The 18239-nt window shown below is 41.0% G+C and carries 15 protein-coding genes; 9 read left to right on the forward strand and 6 right to left on the reverse strand.

Annotated features, from left to right (window positions below; all coding sequences use genetic code 11):
* Window positions 1–4: 4 nt before the first annotated feature.
* A complete protein-coding gene (locus AN389_RS08695; protein ID WP_055019634.1) occupies window positions 5–793 on the reverse strand; it encodes a PhzF family phenazine biosynthesis protein in 789 nt (262 codons plus the stop codon).
* Between the two features lie 73 nt (window positions 794–866).
* On the reverse strand, window positions 867–1481 hold the full coding sequence (locus tag AN389_RS08700; protein WP_055017884.1) for a SemiSWEET family transporter: 615 nt from the start codon (window positions 1479–1481) through the stop codon (window positions 867–869).
* Window positions 1482–1811: 330 nt separating this feature from the next.
* Between AN389_RS08700 and AN389_RS08705 the strand changes: the two genes are divergently transcribed.
* Together AN389_RS08705 and AN389_RS08710 are read left to right on the forward strand one after the other, a co-directional pair.
* Entirely contained in the window at window positions 1812–2945 is a 1134-nt protein-coding gene (locus tag AN389_RS08705) for a PepSY domain-containing protein (protein ID WP_055019635.1), read from the forward strand.
* A 48-nt stretch (window positions 2946–2993) separates the two neighbouring features.
* Complete coding sequence (locus AN389_RS08710; protein ID WP_055019636.1) at window positions 2994–4139, forward strand: lipopolysaccharide assembly protein LapB; 1146 nt, start codon at window positions 2994–2996, stop codon at window positions 4137–4139.
* An 84-nt stretch (window positions 4140–4223) separates the two neighbouring features.
* Here the strand turns inward: AN389_RS08710 and AN389_RS08715 are convergent, their stop codons facing one another.
* The 4 genes from AN389_RS08715 to AN389_RS08730 form a co-directional block, all read right to left on the reverse strand.
* Window positions 4224–7043 (reverse strand): PD40 domain-containing protein, encoded by a 2820-nt coding sequence (locus AN389_RS08715; RefSeq protein ID WP_055019637.1) that lies wholly within the window; start codon window positions 7041–7043, stop codon window positions 4224–4226.
* Window positions 7044–7266: 223 nt separating this feature from the next.
* On the reverse strand, window positions 7267–8811 hold the full coding sequence (locus tag AN389_RS08720) for a PH domain-containing protein (protein ID WP_055019638.1): 1545 nt from the start codon (window positions 8809–8811) through the stop codon (window positions 7267–7269).
* A complete protein-coding gene (locus AN389_RS08725) occupies window positions 8804–9337 on the reverse strand; it encodes a PH domain-containing protein (RefSeq protein ID WP_082430549.1) in 534 nt (177 codons plus the stop codon). Before AN389_RS08725 ends, AN389_RS08720 begins: the two co-directional genes overlap by 8 nt.
* A gap of 29 nt (window positions 9338–9366) precedes the next feature.
* Entirely contained in the window at window positions 9367–10218 is an 852-nt protein-coding gene (locus AN389_RS08730) for a D-hexose-6-phosphate mutarotase (protein ID WP_055019653.1), read from the reverse strand.
* Between the two features lie 437 nt (window positions 10219–10655).
* Here AN389_RS08730 and AN389_RS08735 point away from each other — a divergent pair, with 437 nt between their 5' ends.
* The 7 genes from AN389_RS08735 (at window position 10656) to AN389_RS08765 (ending at window position 18036) form a co-directional block, all read left to right on the forward strand.
* The gene (locus AN389_RS08735; RefSeq protein WP_004586011.1) at window positions 10656–11138 is read left to right on the forward strand and encodes a MarR family winged helix-turn-helix transcriptional regulator; all 483 of its coding nucleotides are present in this window, start codon (window positions 10656–10658) and stop codon (window positions 11136–11138) included.
* A 101-nt stretch (window positions 11139–11239) separates the two neighbouring features.
* Window positions 11240–12559, forward strand: coding sequence for a hypothetical protein (locus tag AN389_RS08740; RefSeq protein ID WP_055019639.1), 1320 nt, complete (start codon window positions 11240–11242; stop codon window positions 12557–12559).
* Between the two features lie 128 nt (window positions 12560–12687).
* Complete coding sequence (locus AN389_RS08745; RefSeq protein ID WP_055015526.1) at window positions 12688–13086, forward strand: YbaN family protein; 399 nt, start codon at window positions 12688–12690, stop codon at window positions 13084–13086.
* Window positions 13087–13207: 121 nt separating this feature from the next.
* Window positions 13208–13840, forward strand: a complete 633-nt coding sequence (locus tag AN389_RS08750) for a PepSY-associated TM helix domain-containing protein (protein ID WP_055015525.1) — start codon at window positions 13208–13210, stop codon at window positions 13838–13840.
* Window positions 13840–14349 carry a DUF2271 domain-containing protein gene (locus AN389_RS08755; RefSeq protein ID WP_055015524.1) on the forward strand — a complete coding sequence of 170 codons (510 nt, stop codon included), beginning with the start codon at window positions 13840–13842 and terminating at the stop codon, window positions 14347–14349. The genes AN389_RS08750 and AN389_RS08755 overlap by 1 nt, the downstream gene beginning before the upstream one ends.
* A 34-nt stretch (window positions 14350–14383) precedes the next feature.
* Window positions 14384–15229, forward strand: coding sequence for a DUF4198 domain-containing protein (locus AN389_RS08760; RefSeq protein WP_055015523.1), 846 nt, complete (start codon window positions 14384–14386; stop codon window positions 15227–15229).
* A 278-nt stretch (window positions 15230–15507) separates the two neighbouring features.
* Window positions 15508–18036 carry a TonB-dependent siderophore receptor gene (locus AN389_RS08765; protein ID WP_055015522.1) on the forward strand — a complete coding sequence of 843 codons (2529 nt, stop codon included), beginning with the start codon at window positions 15508–15510 and terminating at the stop codon, window positions 18034–18036.
* Window positions 18037–18239: the final 203 nt, after the last annotated feature.

An 18239-nucleotide genomic window follows, 5' to 3' on the forward strand; every position in this document is an offset into this window, starting at 1 on the left:
GAGTTTATAAATAAATTGTACCTTTTAAATACCGTACAGCGTTACCAGTTAACCTGACGGTATCCTCGCCTACTTCGCATTGTATAAAACCACCACGGCTTGAAGCCTGATACGCGTTTAATTTATTTTTACCTAACTGCTGTGCCCAGTAAGGGGCAAGGCCAGTGTGAATAGAACCCGTAACAAAATCTTCTTCGCCGCCACTTGCAGGCCAAAAATAACGAGACACCATATCGTACTCAGCAGAACTTGATGTGGCGACAACATCAAGTGGGTATAAGGTTTTTAATAAATCAGGCTGAGTAGTTAAATCATGGATTTGTTGCGCATTTTCGTAAATAGCAAAATATGCTTGACGATTTTTTAGCACCTTAATTGGTTGTATAGACAACCCTTTTAACAGCGCTTCGGGTATAGTGTTCACTTCTACTGGCGCCTGTTTAGGAAAGGTCATAGTAAAACTACCATCGCTATTTTTGTTTACAACAAGCTCCCCTACGGCCGTGGCGTTAAAGCGCACTTGGCTAAGGTTGTGTTGCTCGCATAAAACATACGCAGCAGCGAGCGTGGCGTGGCCGCAAAAATCTATTTCCATTAATGGTGAAAACCACCGTATTGCAAAACTGCCATCAGCCTGAGGGCAAGTAAACGCAGTTTCAGACACATTATTTTCAGCGCCTATATTTAGCATTAACTCATCGCTAAGCCACGCCTCTAGCGGGATCACAGCTGCGTAATTGCCTTTAAATAAAGAGCTTGTAAATGCATCAATTTGATGGATAGTGAGTTGCATAGGTTGACCCCCTAAATTAGTTAGAGTTTAAACCTGCCACATAGTCATTAAATAATCACTATTAATTTTATAGCTAAGCCATTGCGGGGCGCATTTTATAATATTGCATACACGCAAATTGCACAGCATTTGTAAGCAGCAGCATAACAAACATTAAAATATGTGAGGTGCTGGTCATAGCACTGCTTAGCTCTACATACAAGCCACAGGTACCTGCTACAAACTGCAAGCTAAAGTAGCGAGCACTTAAATTGCTAATATTGCCACTGCGTAAGGTTTTATACGTTTGCGGCATTACCCGTACTGAGCTCATTACTAGCCCTACGTATGTAAGTGCGTTAAGTACCGATGCTGTTTCTAGGCTTTTATTTAACAGCAATAAAAAAGGTAATAACGAAAAGCCAAGCATAGCCACAAGCTGTATACGTTCAGCTTTTGCGGCGTTATAGCGGGCAAAGTAATATAAAATTAAACCACTTAGCACTCCAGTTACAAAAAACGGTAGTGCTATAAAGTAGCGTTCAAAATAAATATTGTAAGTAATAAAGTAGAGGCTTTGCGCTAAACCAAAAGTCATCATTAATAGTGATAACCCCGACACACTGCGATTCTTTCTAATTTTGCTCAATAGCGGTAAAAAGCTAAAAACTAAAATAAAAGCCGACAAAATAGGTAGATAGTGCGCCAAAACAACCTCGCTCGTTACTTAAATGTTAATATAAAACCCGCTAGAAACAATAAATAAACATCTGTTTTTAAATGAGTTTTAAAGTGAGCGCGCATTGTAATGGTGAATATATTTTACTCAACAAATTAGCGTAACCCTATATTAGGCACTGGCAAGATAGCTGTACAAAAACCGTTACTTTAAGTGGACACCAAATCGTACTTTTATATTGGAGGCTGAACACTTTGCACCCTGTCTTAAACAACGAGTGTGTATTTGTCGCACAACTATGAAATGGTACTGATAATTGTTATCATGCGCAGGTCTGTGGCAATTACACAATTATAAACTATGAGAAAAACACTTTTTAAAATTCACAGTTGGGTAGCCCTTATCGCGCTTGTCCCGCTGTTTGTTATTAGTGTAACGGGTAGCGTTTTGGTATTTAAAAGCGAGATTGACGGCTTATTAATGCCAGACAGTCACTTTGTTGTACAACAACAAGCCAACCGCTTACCTATGGATACACTTATAACAAAAACGCAAAAAGCGTACCCTGAGTATGTCGTAGGTAGCTGGGAAATATTTAACGATGATACTGCTGATCGGGTTTATTTAATAAAGCGCGGTACAGAAGACTGGTATAAATTTCATTTAGATCAATACACTGGCAATATTCTTTCAGAGCCAGTGGGAACCAGCCACTACTTTACAGACTGGTTTTTAGATTTACACTACACCTTTTTACTCAATGATTTAAAAAATTTACCAGGCCAAACTGGTACCGTTTTAGGCTTCTTTTTTGCGGTGTTTTTTTTAGTACTAGGTATTACAGGTCTTATTATTTATCGTAAGTTTTGGCAGCGTTTATTTAGCGTACGCTGGCGCGCCACACTGCAAATAGTGCTTAGCGACATCCATAAAATGACCGGTGTAATTGGCTCGCCCATTATTATAATTTTAGCCATCACTGGCGGCTACTTTAACGGCGCTGTGTGGTATCACGAAGTCATTGAACACGCAGAAGAAGAACACTTCGTACTTACTAAAAATTTATACAATGAAGAGATTTCTTTTCAACACGTGCTTGATGATAGCCAAAAGCAAATACCCACATTTAATGGCACATTTTTAGTCATGCCGCTTGAGCCAGACGAAAACATAACGCTATTTGGAGAAGTAGATACCAGTAACCCACTTGCCAGCGAATATGCCAATACCGTTACTTACAACAAGCTAACGGGCGAGCATATGGCAAACTGGGACATCCGCGAAGTGGGTGTAGGTTGGCAAGTAATTGATAGCTTTAGAAAACTTCACTTTGGTTATTTTGCAGGGCTCATTAGTAAAATAATTTGGTGTGTTATTGGTTTAAGCCCTGTTTGGCTTGGTGGTACTGGCTTTTATTTGTGGTTTACTCGCCGTAAGCGCAAAAAGCAGTCTCAAAAAAACCGCTTAAGTAAACACCGCACTGCAAGTGCTTGATTAAAAAATCACCTCACTGTAATGTTAACAATCACAGTGAGGTGATATATGAAATATCTAGTTTTTACTCTTAGCCTTTTTTTAACTGCCTGTAATAGCACGCCGCCTGCAATGCCCATTAAAAAGGTGCAGCTAACACACGTAATTAACCACTCTCTTTTCGAGCAAGTTAAAACACCTAATGAGCAGAGCATTTTTGAGCTGCCAAAACCCGAACAAGAAAAGTTTTTAGCATACGCGCATAAACACTTAAATGAAGTTCGCGCTGATGAAATTATTTTTAACTACCTAGAAAGCCAACTTACCAACTTTAAGTATCACGGCGATACACTAACATCTATACAAGTTATTAAACGCGCACAAGGCAACTGTATTAGTTTAGCTGTATTAACCCAAAGCTACGCCACACTTTTAGGCCTCGATACCAGCTTTCAAGAAATGACCAGTGAACCTGTGTATGCCAAAGAAGGTAATTTAGTCTACATCGCCAATCACTTTAGAACCAAAGTGTATGCGCCAGAAGAAGAAATAGATGGTAACTATATTGTATTTATTCGCCCTGGCACGTTAATAGACTACTTTCCCACACGTGGCAGCTTTTATTCCGGTAGTGCAACGTATAACGATTTACTCAGTAAGTTTTATAGTAACTTAGCCGCCGCGGCATTAGCCGAAAACAATCTTAATAAGGCTTACTCTTTAATTATGCAAGCCAACCGCTTTACCCCAAACGATGCAGAGCTTTTTAATATAGCCGGCGTATTGCACCGCCGCGCAGGCGATCTAAAAAGCGCTCACATGATTTATCAAACCGCGCTTGATAGAAACGATATAAGTATAAATTTAATTAATAACTATCGAATATTAGCAAAAGAGCTAGGAGATAAAACACTAGAAAAACGCCTAACAAGCCAGCTTGTTGATAAAGAGAAAGACCCCTACGAGCTACTCGTGATTGCTAAAAATAACTTACATCAGGGCAAGGTCACCCAAGCTAAAAAGCAACTTGAACTCGCCATTGCAAAAGCTCCTTATATATCGGAGCTCTATTTAGAGCTGGCTAAAATTCGCTACCAGCAAGGTCACACAGCGCAAACACAAAGCTTGCTTGAAAAAGCCATCCAATATGAGCGTAATAAAGAAAGACTAAACGTGTATCAAGCTAAGCTTGCATCGCTAAACAAGCCCAATTAACCACCAATACTTTAAATTAGTTTAAACGCAGCTTTTACTAATGCACTTATTACACAAGTGCATTAGCGTGTTATCGTAATTTACTTATAGCGAGTAGTAAAAACTAAACCAGCCGCGCATTTCATCCTCAAAGCTATCGCCTTCTACGCGCGATAACCCCATATTAAAGGTTAAATCGTTCACACCGGCTGGACCTAGTCCAAAGCTAAAATTGCCTTGATACTTTAAACCATAACTTTGTGCGTATACCGCATCATCTACCTGATGCTGTTTATAATAAAGCCACGGCATGCCTTCTTTAAAGCTAAAGCCACCGCCATAACCCATATAGCGCTCAGCAGTTGTGCTATAAAATGGCAGCTCTGATGACAGCACAAACTCACTATTTTGGTGCTCGCTAATTAGGTTTGAGCTAAATCCGCCTAGCGCTAAACTACTATTATCGCGCTGCTTTTGAGTAAAATTAATATAAAGCGGCACATCAAACGCTTTACCAAATACGTTGGCCGCTAAATCGTAGCCGTCCCAATTAATGTTTTTACTGCTGCCATCGTAATACTGGGCATTAACACTTTGCCCTATAGCAAATGCTTGACGGTCGTACTGCCAGCTTTGGGTAATGCCTATGCGCGCCCATTTATTATAGTCTTGCTTATAATCGGTATAGTTAAAGGCAAGCTCTGGCGTTAGGCTAAACGCCGCGTATTTAATTGGGTAACTTAAGACTGCAAAACCACCTCGTGCAGGTACTTCTGCATTTTCGCTCGCTTGGTATTGTTTTGCAGTATTTAAATCATAATCAAATACACTCAATTTAAGCTTAACTGGCAGTGCATTGTATTTTGCTTGGGCGTACCCACCGTGCAAAGCATCATCATTTAAATCAACACTATATCCCGCTTGAAGGTCTAACTGTTTAAGTAAGTCACTGCTTTTAATATTAATATTTAAAGCACTTGTAGCGGCAGAGTAATACTGTGCGCCTAGCGCTAAACTTCCATGCTGATCAAGCACATCGTAGCTGCTTTGCTTACCTACATTGTCGTTATATATTTTTGCTTTAGGCAAAGTGTACTGATCCACCAAAAGCAGTGGCGCATTATTATCCTGTGCCAAATCAGTAATTATTTCGCCCTCTACTGTACTTGGTAATAGCTTTACATTAGGCCCATCAGCAGTAATGGATAAATAAAGTAATGCTCCGTTGCTTGTTTCTAGGGGGTGAGCAACGGCCTCTTGGCCCTGGGTAAGTTTAGTTAATGTATTACTTGCAATATGGTAGCTATAAATATCAGTTGAGCCTTTTAAGCCGGCTACAAAGTAAATTTTTTCACCGTTTTTACTAAAGCTGGGCTGGCTTAGGTATTGGTACCCGTTGGGCATAGGCACGGCTTGGCGAGTATTATTGGCAATATCTTGTATATACAATTGCCAATTCTCATTTAAATTGGCGGATACATAAGCTAATTGGGTTTCATCAGGGCTAAAAGTTGGATAGTCGTAGGCTGTTTTTAAGCTTTTTGAAAACAAAGGGGTAATGGTTTGCGTGGCTAAATCTACTTTTACTAACTCTGAGTAGCCACCGCGTACTTGCTCAGCGTAAAGGGTTTCGCCATTGTTTGTAACAGTAAAACGACGTAAGCCAGCTAGCTTAGTTAACTGCTCAACGTTTCCGGTTTCGGTGTTATAACTAAAAATATCAGACACCTTGTTATAAATACCCGTCTCTTCACGCGTATAAGCATTAAAGTAAAGTGTGTTGTTATTTACCCATTGTGGATTAGCAATGCCCGCTCTGTTTATTTGATTTAATATGTGTTTTTGCTCACGCTTAAATACACTCGGGGGGTTATCGGGTATATCCAATGCATCGTTTTCTAATAGCGCTTTTTGTGCTTTTGTAAATGCTTCCTCTGCTTTGGTATTTTCCTGCGTGCTGTAAATAATAAGCTTGGTTTTTTTATCTTTATCGCGCTCAACAATCGCAAGTTTACTGCCATCTTTTGAAAGCGCAGGGTTGCTTGCATATAAGTTAAGCTTTAACCACAGCTCGCTGTTAAGCGCAGGCTCTAACTGCTCTTTTGCCATAGCTTTATAAGTATATTGAGCAATAAAGCGGCCATATAGCTTAGCGGCACTTTGGCCAAATATCCCAGTAAAGGCCTCGTTAAAATCGCGCTTTTTAACAGCCTGCATGCGCGTCCAAACAGCATCGAGCATTTGCGTTGAATACGTTTGCTCTAGCCAATTTAAAAACCGGCTGCCCATTAAATACGCCATAGAGCCTGCCATAAAACCGCCCTCGGTGGCGCTTAGTTGGCTATAGCTCGGCAGTGCCCCCTGCTGAGCAAACTCAATTAGCATTGACTCGGTGTAGTTATCAAATAGTCGCCCTCGGCCCGTCATTTTTGACTCAAGTAAGGTTGCATAACCTTCGGCTACCCAGCGCGGCATATCGCTGTAAGTTAAGTCGTAAATATCCCACACACCCCTTATTTTTTGCTGCCATGTGTTACGTGTTGGCTGCGCTAAATGCACTAAGTGAATATATTCGTGCAATATAAGTAATTGCTGCCAGCCACTCATGTTAGAAACCACCGTGTCTGATTGTGGGGGCGTGGTAAAAAGGGCCATTAAGGGATTATTAGAAGTAGGTAAAGCAAAACCGTTGGGCGCATTTAGGGGATCAAACACCACCACATCAACTACTTTATCGAGCGCTCGGTTTTGCTGCTCAAGCACTTTACTGCGCACTATTTCAAGTTCTACCGCTGTCGATTTAGCATAATCGGCATTTTCGGTGCTGTAATGCACATTAAAGTGTTCGGTATGAATAGTTTGCCAATCAGCAGCTAAGGTAGGTGTGGCTAATAACAAAGAGGCAGCGATGAGTGATTTTTTCATAATAATCCTTTAAATGATTGATACCACTTAGAGTATTATTAAACCAGCCAACGTTGCAGTAAAAAAATGTAACAAAGCTTATAAAAGTGTATGTTTTATAAACTTTTAAATTAAGTAATAGCTTGTTCTCAATAGCGAATTTTTTGCCTTGCTATCAACACGTTTATCCACCCTCAAAATAGAACACTTAATTATGCGGATTGGTATAAGTCAATTGGTATAACTACATCCAGCTACGCTGCGTTGACTCGGCCTGATAAAGTGTAAAATCAATTATATAATCAGCATCTTGCTGCTTTATATAGGGCATAAATGCAAACCCTGACGCAAGTTGTATATACAGGCTTTTGAGCCCTGCGCGGCGCATAAAGTAGGTACTAATACTGCGTGCACTTTGTGCTTTGTACAACTCAAATACACGGTAATGCACACCTATCATCCCTTTGCGTACCACCATGTAAAAACGGCCGTTGTCTTCATGCAAATAATAGCCATAACGCTGATAAGCAAGCGTTACCAATCCCGCTAAAATAAGTAATACGCCCACGCTAAACCAAAGGTTAAAGTCACCTAAGTAGCACCCTAGCAGCACAATAGCGCTTGGAATTAACGCATAAAAGCTCAAGTTTTTATAAAGTAAGGCACGTTCTGCGCCGTTAAATTGCAATTTTTTGCTATTAAACCACGGGTAAATCCATTGGCATACGCTATCTACTTGCTCGCTATTTAAAACGGGTAACACTAAGGTTTGTTTATTTTTTTTAGCAGCCACGCCCGCCGCTATACCGCCGCTACTTGCTTGTAAGCACTCAACGGTAAAACGCTTTAGTAATCGCCCCATTAGGTTTTGTTTTATAACAATCGATTGCACCTTATCCATGCTCATAGACAACTGATGGCGCTCTAATAAACCAGCAATGCGTTTAAATTTTTGGCCTTTAAAGTAAAGCTCAAAATTATAAAAACGAATAAGCGACATGCCTACCGACAGCATCACAGCAATTAAAACAAGCAAAGCAATAAGCGTGATCATGGCAAAGGTTGCTGCACTTGCCAGTAAACCAAGCTCTTGCTGATAAAATCCCTCAACCTTAGCAATAATTTGTTGCTCTAAAAAATCAACCAACACATTTATAAAAGGCGCAATAGCGGCCATGGCTAATATAGCCATGTTTGACATTAAGCCAAATTTAGCAATTTCTTTATTACTGATACGTAAGCTATTTTCTGCTTCAAAATGCTCACTTGAGGTGGTTTGCTCGTCGGGTTGCTGCTGCGCTTTAAAGGCAAAAATTTGTTTACGCATTTGCTGAGCATAGGCTTTGGTAACACCTGGCAATACCGCCTCTTGCGTTACGCTGCCTGCGGCATCAAAAATACAGTTAACTAAATTAACGGGAGTAAAATAAAAGGGCTCAGCAATATTTACATTTTGCACGCGCGAAAACTTGAGCGTTAGGCGCTCTTTTTTAAGCACCCCTTTGTTAAGCAAAATTTCGTGATCGTCGCTAATGCAAAACTTAAAATTTATGTAATATAAAATTGAATAGATTAGCAGTGTTACCAATGCAGTAGCACCAGCTACTTGCGCCCAAAACAGCTTGTTTTCTACTTGTGTAACAAACACCACAAGCATGGGTAGTAGGTTTAAAAGCCCGTCTTTTACAAAGCGCACGCTAAAATACACCACAAAATACACTACCGCCCAAGGCGATACTTTTTGCCAATGTAGTGAGCTACTTTGCTCCTCGCTAATGGTATTACTCATTGGCTAATTCAACCTGCGCGGGTGTGTCGTCTTGGCGATAATTTTGTACAAACTGGCGTATGTTTTTACACTGCTCGTGGGTTAAGCCACTTATTTGTAAATCAGCGCTGACCCCGCCGGCACTAAATAACTTTAAACTGGCTAACTTTAGTTCTCGCTCAATAGGGCCTTGGTGAATTTCCATATGCTGTACACGCGCGAGAGGCAAAATAGTTATTTGCTGCCAAATAACCCCTTTTTTAAACGCAATATCGTGATTGCGCAGTGCAAAGCCCTGCAGCTTAATACTCACGGCGTTATAAAGCATTGAAAGCAAAATTAAAATGGGCACACCTATTAGCAAGTAGGTTTGTGCTTTGTTAGCAAACGCTTCGTTAAAGTAACAAACAGCAAACAATACCGCGCAAAAAGGAATGTAAAACGCCAGCCAGTTAAGTTGCACGTGTAATAACGCTTTATCGGCCAAGGGGTTGAGCTGTATTTCACTGTGCTTTGGTAAATCCATTATTTGCTGATTATTAAACACGTTTATGTACCTTTCCTTTTTACTGGCTGTTAATCCCAGCTGATCGTAGTAACTAACGTATGGCTTTGCTTAGGCTCAAGTGTCACCTTATCTTCTAACACATTGGCGGCTTCTAAACACACCATGCTTAGGTATTCATCGTTAGCAAAATTAGATAAACGCTTAGACTTTTCTATCCACGGGTTCCACAGCACACACGAGCTTGAGTTTTCGCGGCTTACTTTAATAATCCCATCTGGGGTATGAATGTGCTGCAGCAGCGCGGCCTGTGTATACACCATATCGGTTTCGCGGGTAAAATTAACTTGTTCGTTTTGAGCAAAAGGCCCTTCGCCAAATTCAATATATTGCGCGCCTTGCAAACCATCAACAACCGTATTTTTAATATCTGAGGTAGGAAAGTAAGTATGCAGCGCTTGAGTATAACTAAACGCAGTATTACTTAAGTTAGTTGTGGTTAAACGCACCTGTAACTGCTCGCTCAAAACAAACTCAACCTTTAACGCCGAGTGATGAGGCCAATACGTTGGGTTAACTAATTTCATGGGTAAGTTTAAGCTAATTGTAATGTGCTCATCACTTTCGTGCACTTCGTCAGCTTGCCATAAACTGGTACGTGCAAAGCCATGCGCTGGCCAATCTTGGTTTTCATGGTTACCAAACCAAGGCCAACAGATAGGAATCCCACCGCGAATGCTTACCCCTTCTTTAAACGTCTCGTTGTTAGATACCCAAATAAGTGGCTTGTTATTTTTTGGGATAAACTCGGTAATTTGCCCGCCTTGCAAAAATATTTTTGCATCACACTTTGAGCTCGCTACTTTTATAAACTCTAGACCGGTTTCGCTTTGTTCAATGCTAACTGATGGCGATAATTTCATGTTTTTCCCTACAATACTGATATTAAAGATTTTTAACATGTACATATAAACAATAATGCATGTGTAAAGTATACGCTATACTTACTAGGGCGTGTTGACATTTGTGGATTGAAATTTGTTCATTGGCGATTAATACATACACAGCTAACTTACAAACAATTACTAATTAGCAACAGCTGTTATGAATAATACTAAAGTCTACACCATAAGACTTGCCAATTATTCTCAACATACGTAGTGTGCGCACCACAATGCAAACAATATGCTAATAACATTTAATAAGTTTTAAACAAAGTTATACTATTTTAGTTTCTGCTCAAACTAATAAAAACCAATGAACATGGGCTCAAGCTTAATTTATTATTTGAATTCAATTTATTTGATGTGTAACATTTCGCGATTACGGCACACCTTTGGCCCATCGACGAGATAAGCAAATGCAAAAATATGACGAATTATTAGTTTCTTTACGTAAAGTAATCCGCGCGATTGACTTACATTCTAAGCAGCTAAATAAAACATCAGGTTTAACAGGCCCACAATTGCTTATAATGCAAGAAGTAGCGCACACCGATGGAATAACCGCTAGCCGTATAGCTCAGAATGTTAATTTAAGCCCGGCTACTGTGACTAATATTCTTGATAGAATAGAAAGCAGAAACCTTGTAACACGCGTTCGTAGTCAAATGGATAAACGCCGAGTGAGCTTATACCTCACCGAGCAAGGGAAAGAGTTACTAGAAAAAGCGCCTCAGCCACTGCAAGAACACTTTATTGAAAAGTTTTCTGCACTTGCAGAATGGGAGCAAAGTTTATTGCTTTCATCTATGCAACGCGTTGCAGCAATGATGGATGCTGATAAGTTAGACGCATCACCTCTGTTAGAGGTAGGCGCGTTAACTCAAACACCAAATAAATAAAAAATAAAAAAAATAAATTTAAATTAGTTCTTACATCATTCGTAAGGGGCTTTTGGGCACCTTGAATTTTTTATTTTTTAAACACAATCTGAGCATCAACAATGACTAAACTCTCAAAATTAACACTAGCACTTATGCTTGGTGGTGCAGCAAGCACTTCTCACGCAGCCGATCTTGACACACTGCAAAACCAATTAAAGCAACTTAAGCAACAAATGCAGTTGCTTGAACAGCAGCTCGCTGATGAAAAATCAAAGCAAAGCCAAATCAACAAGCAACACCAACAACAAGTTGCCGAAATCAGTAAAAAATCCGACAACAAAGAAGTTGTTGTTGCACAAGCTGCGCCTGAGCAAGAAGACGAAGGCATTAAAATTGGCGGTGCCGTACGCTTTAACTACAGCACTAATTCATACGATGAAGACACGCAAGACCGTGGCGGCGATTTAGACTTTGAAGTATTTCGCATTAACTTATCAGGCGAAATTAGCGATATTTCTGTAAATGGTGATTTTCGTTTTTACGATTACATGACCATTGTTAAGTATGCATACTTAGGTTACGAATTTACAGATGGCTGGGAAGCGCAAGCCGGTATTGCACCTGTACCGTTTGGTAACGGCCCATACAACTCACACAGCTACTTTTTTAGCACTAACTACTACGTTGGCCTAGAAGACGACTTCGATTTAGGTGTAACAGTAAACCGCAAACTTAAAGACAATTGGAAACTAGATCTGGGCTTTTTCAAAAATGATGAAGTAGGCGGTGTTGATGGCAGCTCAGAAGTTAACGAACGTTACTCTTTCGATATTGTAGGTAGCCGTGCAACAACCGAAGGCACATACGATGCCCCTGGTTCTCGCCTTGGTGAATACAACACCTTTGCTGGTCGTACAGTGTATCAAATTGAGCATGGCGAAAACGCTAAAACAGATGTGGGTATATCACTTTTAAGTGGTGGCCTACATGATGGTAACGACCGCGCTGGTAACTACGGTGCATGGGCGTTCCACGTAAACAGCCAAATTAATAACTGGAATATTCAATTTCAGCACGGCGAATACGACTACGACCTAGACGACAACAGCAACCGCTTTGTAGTTGGCGCATTTGATTACTACGATACCGTATCAAGCGAAGCAACGATGACTAACTTCAACGTAGCATACGACCTATCACTTGATTGGGGCCCAGTAACTGGCGTGCAATTTTATAACGACTACGGCATTATTTACGACAAGTCTGACGACAGCGCAAACACGTGGATGAACGTAACCGGTATGAGTGTATCGGCAGGTCCGTTATTTACCTACTTTGACTTTATTCAAGCGCGTAACCAGCCATTTATTGGCGGTACAATTATTGGTGATGGCGACACAGAACGTCGCTTTAACATCAACGTAGGTTACTACTTCTAAATAAGTAAAACATATTTGGTATTTTAAAAGGGCAAACTTAGTTTGCCCTTTTTTGCATTTATAGGGTTAGATTTTACAACGATTTGGCCTACAATCCTAACTAACAACCATTACTTAAAAGAGCCTAAGTGAATATAAAAGCAGTATTTATTTGTTATAAAAACTTATGGCTTAAAGCGCTTGGTTTATTACTTGTTGCGCTTGGCATTATTGGTATTGTGCTGCCCGTTATGCCTACTACCATTTTTTTTATTCTTGCGCTTACCTGCTTTACTCGCTCATCGCCGGCGCTTGAACATTGGCTGCTTAACCACCCTCGTTACGGCGTTACCTTACAACAATGGCAAGCGCATAAAGTAGTGCCAGTTAAAGCAAAATGCTACGCCGCAATTGGTATGTTAATTGGCTTTGTGTTTTTACTTTACTCAAGCGCCCCTGTTTGGGTTATTTACCTTGTTGGCGTAATTGAAATAGCTGTAATGATTTACCTAATTTTAAGGCCCTCGCACCCGCCTAGCGCTAAATAGCCACCCCTTTTGTTTGCACACATCGTTTAACCAAAAATTTAATGTAAAGTTAAGTAAGTAAATTTGTAATAGTTAATGCAAATGATTATCATATTGTAACTTTAACTTAATTACTGTTTTTATGGCGTTTATTAATAAGCGTGCTTTGTACAGCACAAGCCGTGCACTGCATATTTATATTTCTACAGCTTTGTTTTTTTTGCTTATTTTGTTTTGTGTTAGCGGCATTGTGCTTAACCATGTTGATTGGCTTAAAAACGATAAAAATAATGGGCAAGTAACTGCGACTATTCCAGCAAAATTAGTCACAAAAGCGAATGCACAACTAGATTCCCTGCCAACGCTTTATCCAGACATAGAAACGTTTCTTGCTGAGCAATACTCTTTAACCAACGTTAAAAGTATTGAGTGGGAAAAAGAAGACGCACTGGTTATGCTCGATTACCCACTACCCGCAGGTTTTGCTTACGCAGAGCTTGATTTTACAACCGGCGAGCTAAATTTAGATTACCAAACCGGTGGTTTTTTAAGCCTAATTGGCGACTTACATAAAGGTCGCTACACCGGTGAGGTATGGAGCTGGGTTATTGATATTTCAGCAGTATTGATGATTATTTTTTCAATCACTGGGATGATTATTTTATTTCAAAACAGAAAAAAACGCTTAGCAGGAATATGGATAACCGTTTTAGGCATTGCAACGCCTTTGGTTATTTACCTATGTTGGGTGCCACAAATTAAAGGAGTGTCTTAATGTTAAAAGCAAGTACGGTACTAAGCGCAGCATTATTAATGGTTGCCGCATTATTTCAAGCAACTGCGCAGGCGCAAACGCCACAGTTAGAGATTGAACTCACCCTACCCGATTTAGATGTACAACCTTACCACCGCCCTTACGTAGCTGTTTGGCTAGAAACGCCAAAGCGTAAACACGTAACTACGCTTGCGCTATGGGTACAAAAAGCAGAATGGTTTAAAGATTTACGCCAATGGTGGCGTAAAGCGGGTAAAACCGACATTAACTTTGACGGTATAAGCGGTGCAACTAAGCGTGCTGGTACTTACACCATTGACTGGCAAGGTAAAGATTTAGACGGCAATGCCGTAAAACCTGGCAAATACCTTTTAAACATTGAAGTTGTACGCGAAGAAGGCGGCCGTGATTACAGCCGTATAGAACTTGATTTATCACAAGCTGGCAAAGTGACCATTGAAGGTAAAAAAGAATTTTCAACCAGTTTTGTCACCGTAAGCACTAAATAGCTGCTACTTAATCATTTGAATTTAAGGAAATACAATGAAAATTAATTTATTAAAAACGGCTTTAATTGGCGCACTTAGCTTATCGGCGCTGGTATCTACATCGGCAAACGCGCATAGCCGCTGGTTACTGCCATCTCACACGTCACTTTCTGGTGATAAAGCACATTACGTAATGATTGACGCGAGTATTTCTAACGAAATATTTGCACCCGACAAAGCCTTTAAGCCAAAAGAAAAAGGCGCAGAGTACGACGACACACTACTAATGGCCCTTGCACCAAACGGTGAAAAAGTATCTGACACCATTCGTGCTTATTACCTAAAGCGTAAAAGCTCAGCAGCGGTAAGCCTAAAAGAAGAAGGCACTTACCACATTGCCATGACGCAAAAACCAATGTACATGACCTTCTACAAAAACGAAGAAGGTAAGCGCAAGCGCGTATTTGGTAAAAAGTCAGATGCTAAATTACCAAGCAACGCAAAAGATGTAACCACAACTAAGGTTATTTCTACAGTAGATACATTTGTAAGCCGTAACGGTACTTCTAAGCCTGCACAACTAGGTTTAGGCCTTGAGCTTAGCGGCCCAACACATCCAAACGATTTATTTGTTGGCGAGCAAGCACGTTTTCAGTTACTACAAGATGGTAAGCCTGTAGGCTCTGGCATTGAAGTAAGTATTTTAAAAGGTGATACACGCTACCGTAACGAACGTGGCGAAGTAAAAGTAACAACCGACAAAAACGGCATGTTTAGCACAACATGGAAAGAGCCAGGCCTATACCTAATCGAAACCTCTAACAAAGTTAAAGTAAACGAAGAAGGTGTAGACGCAGGACGTTACTCTTTATTTACTACGCTTGAAGTAGCGCCTGAATAATTTTTCATGCAATTTACACTATAAATTAAGGCCAAGTTAAAAACTTGGCCTTTTTTGTTTTTTCAAAAAACCTACAACTTACCTTGAATTTGCAGCCATTCGACACAAGATTGCAACTCGAGCGATCTAAACATCTACAGCGGGCGTAAATTGTCATTTTAGTTGTTAACAACTTAGAATAACTTAGACAGTTTTTATCTTTGCACACAAGTAGCGCCTTCTATATTATGCGCTCCTTTTAAAATCAATAGTCAGCAGCCCTTAAGGGAATCAACATCATGTTAAAGCAATTATCAGCTAAAAAAGTAGCACTTAGTCTGGCCGTTACCTCTGCGCTTGGCGCGTCTTATTCTCCTGCAATTGCCGCAGAACAAGACACTCAAGCACAAGAAAGTATTGAAGTGATTTCGGTTACCGGTACCCGCAGAAGCCTGCGTAGTGTTGCCGAAAGTACCGTACCTGTAGATATTATTACCAGCGGCGATATGCAAAGTACGGGTCAGCTAGAAATAAGCCAAGTATTAGCAAACCAAGTGCCTAGTTTTAACTACCCAAGTGCAACACTTGCAGATGGCACCGACCACGCAAAACCTGCTGTACTACGTGGTTTAGCACCCGATCACACCCTAGTACTTATTAATGGTAAACGCCGTCACTCAGGCGCCTTATTAAACCTAGGTGGCACAGTAGGCCGTGGTTCTACAGCGGTTGATTTAAACATGATCCCAACATCAGCCATTAAACGCGTAGAAGTACTACGTGATGGCGCAGCAGCGCAATACGGTTCTGATGCTATTGCCGGTGTAATTAACATTGTACTTAAAGATGCCACCGAAGGCGGCAGCGTAAGCGTAACCTACGGTGAATACGATACGCAAATGGCAGGTGTACCTCAGCTAGAAAGCACCTACGCCGACGCCGATGGCAACCTTGCTTTTAATACCGGTGCCGACCGCGAAGTAAACGACGGCGCAAGCCGTACAATTAGCGCAAACTCGGGTTTTGAGCTTTTAGATAACGGCTTTGTAAACGTATCTATTGAGTACCGTGATAACGACTCTACACAGCGCTCTGGTTTTGACCCGCGCGAGCAATACGACCGCCTAGAAGATGGCAGCCTAGACCCACGCGAATTTACCATCGACCGATACAATCACCGTTTTGGTAAAGCCGACCTTGAAGACTACGCACTGTTTTACAACATGGGTTACGACTTTGATAACGGCTATAACCTGTACTCGTTTGGTAGCTACTCAAAGCGCGAAGGCAACTCAGGTGGTTTTTACCGCCGTGCAAAAGACAGCCGCAACGTGTTAGAAGTGTACCCAGACGGCTTTTTACCGCAAATTGAAACCGACGTACAAGATTACTCATTTGCCTTAGGTCTACAAGGCGAAACAGGCGAATGGACTTGGGATGTAAGTACTAACTACGGCCGTAACGACTTTGGCTTTGGCGTTGTAAATAGTATAAATACATCGTTAGGTGCCGACAGCCCAACCGAATTTGACAACGGCGCACTGGTTTATGACCAATTTTTAGTTAACACCACAGCAAATACCACCTTTGATTTTGGCTTACCTGACGACGTATTTTTTACAGTAGGTGCAGAGTACCGCCACGAAAGCTACAAAATTGAGCAAGGTGAAGAGGCCTCTTACATTACTGCGCTTGATAGCGACGGCAACCCAATCGCAGCCGGTGGCGCACAAGTACTTGCAGGTTTTAGCCCGCAAAGCGTTACTGATAGAAGCCGCCATAATGTTGCTTTATTTGTAGAATTTGATACTTACCTAACAGAAGATTGGAACGTAGTTTTAGCCGGACGTTACGAAGACTACACCGACTTTGGCGATACGTTTACATCAAAGCTTGCGTCGCGTTACAGCATTAACGAAAACCTATCGCTGCGCGGTGCAATTAGTACAGGTTTCCGTGCACCATCACTTGCACAAAGCTCGTACCGCCAAATCTCTACCGTACTTGAGAACAACCAACCGTTTGAAGTTGGTTTATTCCCAACCGATTCAACAGCAGCACAAGCACTTGGTGCAGAGCAGTTAGATGCCGAAGAGTCTGTAAACGTAACGGCTGGCTTTATGTACACGCAAGGCAGCTTTAGCCTAACTGTAGATGCATACCGCATTGATATTGATGACCGTATTGTATTGTCTGAAAACCTAGAAGGTGATGCTGTAGTAGAAATACTGCAAAATGCCGGCGAGCTAAATACAGAAAGTGTACGTTACTTTACTAACGCTATCGACTCGCGCACGCAAGGTGTTGATATTGTTGCTACCTACAACTTAGATTTAAGCGATTTAGGTGACTTACGCTTAAACGTAGCCGCTAACTTTAACGATACCGAAGTAACACACGTAGACGACAACCCAAGCGAGCTAAACTCACTCGGCGATGACTACGTGGTATTTGCACGCCGTGAAGTAGGCCGCTTTGAAGAAGGCACACCAGATAGCAAATGGAATCTATCAGCAGTGTGGAACTTTAACGAATGGCAAACCACCCTTCGTGCAACGCGCTACGGTGAAGTGGCTGATATTTCAACTACCGCCGATCGCGATGAGTACATTGACCCTAAATGGATCACCGACCTAGAAGTAGCCTACCGCCCAGACGAATACTGGAAATTTGCAGTAGGTGCAAACAACTTGTTCGATCAGTACCCGCAAGCAACGGTAGATAACATTGGTTACTCTGACTTTGGCCAAATATTCCCGTACACGCCATATGCACCGTACGGATTAGACGGGCGTTTCCTATACGGTAACATTACTTACAGCTTTTAATAATTAACCTAAAAGCAAATACTTAAAAAGGATGCCATGTGCATCCTTTTTGCTAATTTTTAGTGTTTTTAACCAATCATTAGTAAACCAGCGTTTTAAACATACCTATCACCTTAATAAAATCAATAACTTATAATTGGTCTCGTTTTTGCTCTACTATGCTTATACAAAACAAGCATAAATAACAAACACAAAGGACTAAG

This window comes from Pseudoalteromonas sp. P1-7a (genome assembly GCF_001401855.1).
Classification (GTDB): domain Bacteria; phylum Pseudomonadota; class Gammaproteobacteria; order Enterobacterales; family Alteromonadaceae; genus Pseudoalteromonas.

Coding starts and splice junctions, on each gene's coding strand:
- AN389_RS08695 (WP_055019634.1), bottom strand. CDS start 793: ATGCAACTCACTATCCATCAAATTGATGCATTTACAAGCTCTTTATTT.
- AN389_RS08705 (WP_055019635.1), top strand. CDS start 1,812: ATGAGAAAAACACTTTTTAAAATTCACAGTTGGGTAGCCCTTATCGCG.
- AN389_RS08710 (WP_055019636.1), top strand. CDS start 2,994: ATGAAATATCTAGTTTTTACTCTTAGCCTTTTTTTAACTGCCTGTAAT.
- AN389_RS08715 (WP_055019637.1), bottom strand. CDS start 7,043: ATGAAAAAATCACTCATCGCTGCCTCTTTGTTATTAGCCACACCTACC.
- AN389_RS08720 (WP_055019638.1), bottom strand. CDS start 8,811: ATGAGTAATACCATTAGCGAGGAGCAAAGTAGCTCACTACATTGGCAA.
- AN389_RS08730 (WP_055019653.1), bottom strand. CDS start 10,218: ATGAAATTATCGCCATCAGTTAGCATTGAACAAAGCGAAACCGGTCTA.
- AN389_RS08735 (WP_004586011.1), top strand. CDS start 10,656: ATGCAAAAATATGACGAATTATTAGTTTCTTTACGTAAAGTAATCCGC.
- AN389_RS08740 (WP_055019639.1), top strand. CDS start 11,240: ATGACTAAACTCTCAAAATTAACACTAGCACTTATGCTTGGTGGTGCA.
- AN389_RS08750 (WP_055015525.1), top strand. CDS start 13,208: ATGGCGTTTATTAATAAGCGTGCTTTGTACAGCACAAGCCGTGCACTG.
- AN389_RS08755 (WP_055015524.1), top strand. CDS start 13,840: ATGTTAAAAGCAAGTACGGTACTAAGCGCAGCATTATTAATGGTTGCC.
- AN389_RS08760 (WP_055015523.1), top strand. CDS start 14,384: ATGAAAATTAATTTATTAAAAACGGCTTTAATTGGCGCACTTAGCTTA.
- AN389_RS08765 (WP_055015522.1), top strand. CDS start 15,508: ATGTTAAAGCAATTATCAGCTAAAAAAGTAGCACTTAGTCTGGCCGTT.